Genomic DNA, 3,834 nt, shown 5'->3' with positions numbered 1-3,834 from the left:
TACACCCGCAACTCGCCCGCGCTGGTGGAGGTCCACTTCTGGTTGTTCTGGCCGTTGCAGTCCCAGATCAGCACCGTCGCGCCGTTGCTCTGCGAGGCGCCGTTGACGTCCAGGCAACGACCCGACCCCACGCCCCTGAGCGCGCTCGTGCCGCCCGTGCCGCCGGTGGGAGAGGCGGTCGGTGACGGCGACGGCGACGGAGTGCCGCCGCTCCCGAACTGCGTGAAGAAGCTCCACACCACCGGCCTGGTCCAGGAGTTCTCGCCGGGTTCGAAGTCGCCGGACTTCCCGTCCACGGGACCGGGGGTGTGGCCCGCGTCGAACGCCGCCCACGCCACCGGATACCCGGCCCGGCAGCCCGAGTAGTAGGTGACGACGTGCGTCAGGCTGCCCTGCGCCGGCTCCGGCGGGTTCTGCGCCGTGCAGCCGTTGTTCCTGACGAACCTGTCACGCAGCGACCGGCCCGCGGAGATGTTGAGCACCGGGTCCCTGAGGCCGTGCAGTCCGATGTAGGCGACGGGCTCGGTGCCGCCGCTGCACCCGCTGAGCTGCCCGCCGGAGTAGACCGCCACCGCGCGGAAGACCGACGCCCGGGCACACGCGAGCGCGTAGCTCATGCCGCCGCCGTAGCTGAAGCCCATGGCGAAGCGCTGCGCGGTGTCGACACAGAGATCCGCCTCGATCCGCCGGATCATGTCGTCGACGAAGGTGATGTCCTCACCGCCGGAGTTGGCCCAGCCGTTGTTGAAGCCCTGGGGTGCGACGAAGATGGTGCTGTTGTTCGACAACGCCCTGAGCCCGTAGTAGGACCAGGGGTATCCGCTGGTTCCCCCGGAGTCGACGTCATTGGCGGTGCCGCCGTTCCAGTGGAATCCGAAGATCAAGCGATAGGGGTTGTTGTTGTTGTAATTGTCGGGAATTCTCAGGATGTAGCTGCGATTCTTCCCGCTGGTCGTGATCGACTGCGTACCGCTTCTCAGCGTCGGAGTCTTGCCGCATCCCGCGGTGGCCGCGAGGGCGCTCTTCGCGGTGACGGATTCGGTGGCACTGTCGCCCAGCGCGGCCTGCGCCGTGGACAGGAAGAGCAGTGCCGTGGTCGCGATGACGGTGAAGAGGGACCTGTGCCCCGGCATCACGCGAGCTCCTTTCCCATGGAGACACACGAAAATGGGATAGCCGTTCGTATCGGCGTTTTTCTGGGGAGAGAGGGCCCGGCCGGACCGGTGTGCCCGGTCTCTGGCTCGGCGAATTCCGGGTCCGCCGTCGCCGGCGTCCGCTGCGCGATCGAACTCACCGGTTCCGCGCGTGTCGGCCGGCCGGTCGAAGCGTCCGGTGTTAACGCTCACCAACGCCCCGATCGGATTTCCTCTCTTTCGGACGGCGGGGATGGAGGCGATGGTGCAGCGGAGCAAATATGACCGTGACCGGACCTGTCAAGGCTCGGACGTCCCGGCGTCACGGGATCGGCGTCCCGGCCGACCGGCCGCTCCCTCGCCTGGCCAGGGAAAGCGGCCGTGGTTCCCGCTGACGGGCCGCGCTGAAACTTTCACTCCCCGCGCTCGAATCGTTTGCGAGGGCGTGCGACTCCGGCCTCAGCGCCGCATGTCAGCGCCGCAGCCGTACGGGATCGGCAGGTCCGCTGCGGCGGACGACCCAGGCCTCGGTGATGTGGTTGAACATCGCCTCGGCGGCGCCGTCGGGATCGCGGGCGGCGATGCGTTCGTAGATGCGGCGGTGGCCGAGGTTCGACGCCACGCACAGGGCCCGCTCGGTCCGGCCCGTGTAGCGGGCGGTGTGGATGACCTGGTTCTCCAGCGCACGCACGACGCCGCGAGCGATGCGGTTCCCGGACGCCTGCATGATCGTGTCGTGGAAGGCGCGGTCGCTGTCCGCGTAGGTGACGTGGTCGTCCACGAGCTCGTCCATCCGGTCCACAAGCGCGCGCAACCGCTCGACGGTCTCCGGCCCGGCCACGCGGGCGGCGACGTTCGCCATGTCGGACTCCAGCACGCGCCGTGTGACGACGACGTCGTCGAGAATCGCCAGGGTCTCGTCCTCGGCGATGGTCGCGGCGAGGACGAGCTCGTCGAGCATGTCCCACATAGCCGGGGGCGTCACCATGGTGCCGGCGCCCTGGCGGACCTGTACGAGCCCCTTCTCCTGCAGGACTTTCACGGCCTCGCGGACGACGGTGCGGCTCACGGAGAAGGCTTCGCACAGCGCGGGCTCGGGGGGCAGCGGCGTTCCCGGCGGGTGCACGCCGCGGACGATGCGCTCCACCAGTTCGGCCGTCACCGCCCGGGCGAGGCTGGCCGGGCGCCGTACCCAGGCGGGGGACGCCGGTACGCCACCGGCCGTTTCCTGCGATGCCGTCATATCCCCCTCCGGTGGCCCACACGAACAGCGCCACCGCGTCAGTATAGGTGACGGCTATTGACGTAATACGTCATACGAGTTACGTTTCGCCGAAGACCGGCCGGGCCAGCCGGCCGCTCACTGGAAAGCGAGCAGCGATGAGACAGCAGCGGTGGTGGGCGGTCCTGATGGTCGCGGGACTGACCGTGACCGGCTGCGGGAGCGCCGCGCGGACGGAGTCCCCGTCCGGACAGGCGTCGCAGGAGCAGCGCAAGCTGGTGGTCTGGGACTGGAAGTCCGGTGAACCGGCCGCCGCGACCTACATAGAGAAGGCGAAGGCCGACTTCGCCGAAAGCCACCCCGGGGTGACGGTCGAGTTCGTCGCCCAGCCGTTCGACCAGTACTACACCCTGCTCGGCACGGCGATCCAGTCCGGCAAGGGGCCTGACGTCATGCTCTTCAACGGCGGCGGGCAGATCCGCGACCGGGCCGACGCGCTCCTCCCGCTGGACCAGTACGTCGCCGAGGACAAGAACCGGTTGGCGGGCTGGGACGCGTTCAGCAAGGACGGCAAGATCTACGCCGCGCCGGTGACCCTGCAGGGACACCCCATCTACTACAACAAAGCGCTCTACGAGAAGGCCGGTCTCGACCCGGCGAACCCGCCGAAGACGTGGGACGAGCTCGTCGACGGCTGCGCCGCCATCAAGAAGGCGACCGGCGCCACGTGCTTCGCGCTCGGCAACAAGGAAGGCGCCGGAATCCAGTTCTGGATGTCGGGCCTCGGATCAGGCATCCTGACGCCTGCGGAGTACGACGACTGGATCGCAGGCAAGCGCGACTGGACCTCCCCGCACGTACGGCAGATCTTCGAGCTGTGGAAGGAGGCCCAGGACAAGGGACTGAACAACGAGGGCGCCAACTCCACCGCGATGTTCACCGACATCTTCAGGGTCTTCCAGACCGGCAAGGCCGCTCACATCATCGGGCTGATGTCCGACGTCGGGCACTGGAAGGACTTCGGCGAGTTCCTGCCGCCCGACAAGATCGGTGTCATGCAGGCCCCGGTCGTCTCCGAGGGGGCCGCTCCGAGCCTTCCGTACGACGGCGGCATCGGCTACGCGGTGGCGAAGTGGACGAAGGACCCGAAGCTCGCCGCCGACCTGGTGCGATCCCTGACCTCGACCGACGCCTTGACCGCGTTCTACGCCAAGGCCGGCGCGATCGCGTCCGACACGACCATCGACGTCTCCCAGGCCGGTCCGGCCGTCACCACGATCGTGCAGCAGATCAAGGCCGGCAAGCCCGCCCTGCACGTCGCGCTGTCCTCCAAGACCCTGGACCTGATGGGAAGACTGTCCCAGCAGCTCCTGAGCGGGTCGGCCACGGTGGACGAGGTCGTGGAGCAGCTGGCCGCCTCCGACCGGGCGGGCTGATCGCGTGCCGGTCAAAGGTTCGCCGTCGTCGCTGCGCCCGGCC

At 68.6% G+C, this 3,834-nt stretch carries 3 protein-coding genes; 1 reads left to right on the top strand and 2 read right to left on the bottom strand.

Annotated features, from left to right (window positions below):
- Positions 1–1,133 (bottom strand): RICIN domain-containing protein (locus AB0J39_RS38660; RefSeq protein WP_363474058.1); only part of this gene is annotated, 1,133 nt, incomplete at its 3' end.
- Between the two features lie 472 nt (positions 1,134–1,605).
- A complete protein-coding gene (locus tag AB0J39_RS38655) occupies positions 1,606–2,376 on the bottom strand; it encodes an FCD domain-containing protein (RefSeq protein WP_363474056.1) in 771 nt (256 codons plus the stop codon).
- 137 nt (positions 2,377–2,513) lie between these two features.
- Here AB0J39_RS38655 and AB0J39_RS38650 point away from each other — a divergent pair, with 137 nt between their 5' ends.
- Entirely contained in the window at positions 2,514–3,791 is a 1,278-nt protein-coding gene (locus tag AB0J39_RS38650; protein ID WP_363474054.1) for an extracellular solute-binding protein, read from the top strand.
- Positions 3,792–3,834 lie beyond the last annotated feature (43 nt).

The organism is Microbispora sp. NPDC049633, assembly GCF_040675265.1.
GTDB classification, from domain to species: domain Bacteria; phylum Actinomycetota; class Actinomycetes; order Streptosporangiales; family Streptosporangiaceae; genus Microbispora; species Microbispora maris.
The sequence above is the reverse complement of the archived record's forward strand: the minus strand, read 5'-3'. Positions and strand labels throughout refer to the sequence as shown.